Source organism: Skermanella stibiiresistens SB22 (assembly GCF_000576635.1).
In the GTDB taxonomy this organism is placed as follows: domain Bacteria; phylum Pseudomonadota; class Alphaproteobacteria; order Azospirillales; family Azospirillaceae; genus Skermanella; species Skermanella stibiiresistens.
In genome coordinates this window covers 1-223 of the sequence record NZ_AVFL01000171.1, presented here as the reverse complement: position 1 = coordinate 223, position 223 = coordinate 1, and the positions used below count along the sequence as shown (strand labels likewise).

Sequence of the window (223 nt, the reverse complement as noted above, 5' to 3'; positions counted from 1 at the left end):
CGCCGTCATTTCGCGCAACGGCTCAGTTTGCAACATCTACGTTCGCGGTGGCGACAACGCGCTCTGGCAACGGGCCTATTTCGACAATGCCTGGCATGACTGGGGCCGCCATGACGATGGCGGTGTTCTGGCCTCCGAGCCAGCACTCGGCTCAATGGCCTCTAACCACGAACACGTGTTCGTGCGCGGCACCGATGATCAGGTCTGGCAGAAGTGGTGGACC

General features: G+C 61.4%; 1 protein-coding gene. It reads left to right on the top strand.

The annotated features are described in order from the left end of the window. A partial coding sequence (locus N825_RS40105; RefSeq protein WP_037462672.1) for a DUF8189 domain-containing protein occupies positions 1-223 on the top strand: 223 nt, incomplete at both ends.